Below are 277 nucleotides of genomic sequence, written 5' to 3'. Positions count from 1 at the left end.
TATTAAAATTCCATTCATTTTAATATTTGGGTGTAGGGTAAAAAAATAGAAAAAACGTTATGTCGTAGGAGGAATTAATTATGAAGAAAAAGTTTATTAAGGGTACTGCATTTGCAGTAGCAGCAACTATCTTATCAGGTACAATTGCAACTTCTGCTAGTGCTGCAGTTGAAGGAAAGAAATACGATGAATTATTACAACAGCAACAAGAAGCTGAACAAAGCGTACAACAAGCATCTATGATTCTTAACCCGTTTGAAGGATTAGGGTTAGATTT

1 protein-coding gene is annotated in these 277 nt (G+C 33.2%); it reads left to right on the top strand.

The features are described from left to right. Positions 1-80: 80 nt before the first annotated feature. A partial coding sequence (locus KVT37_RS32185) for a hypothetical protein (RefSeq protein ID WP_217579024.1) occupies positions 81-277 on the top strand: 197 nt, incomplete at its 3' end.

The sequence above is a fragment of the Mesorhizobium sp. GbtcB19 genome (assembly GCF_019091085.1).
Taxonomy (GTDB): Bacteria; Pseudomonadota; Alphaproteobacteria; order Rhizobiales; family Rhizobiaceae; genus Mesorhizobium.
Note: the sequence above shows the minus strand (reverse complement) of the source record. Positions and strands in the feature narration are given on the sequence as shown.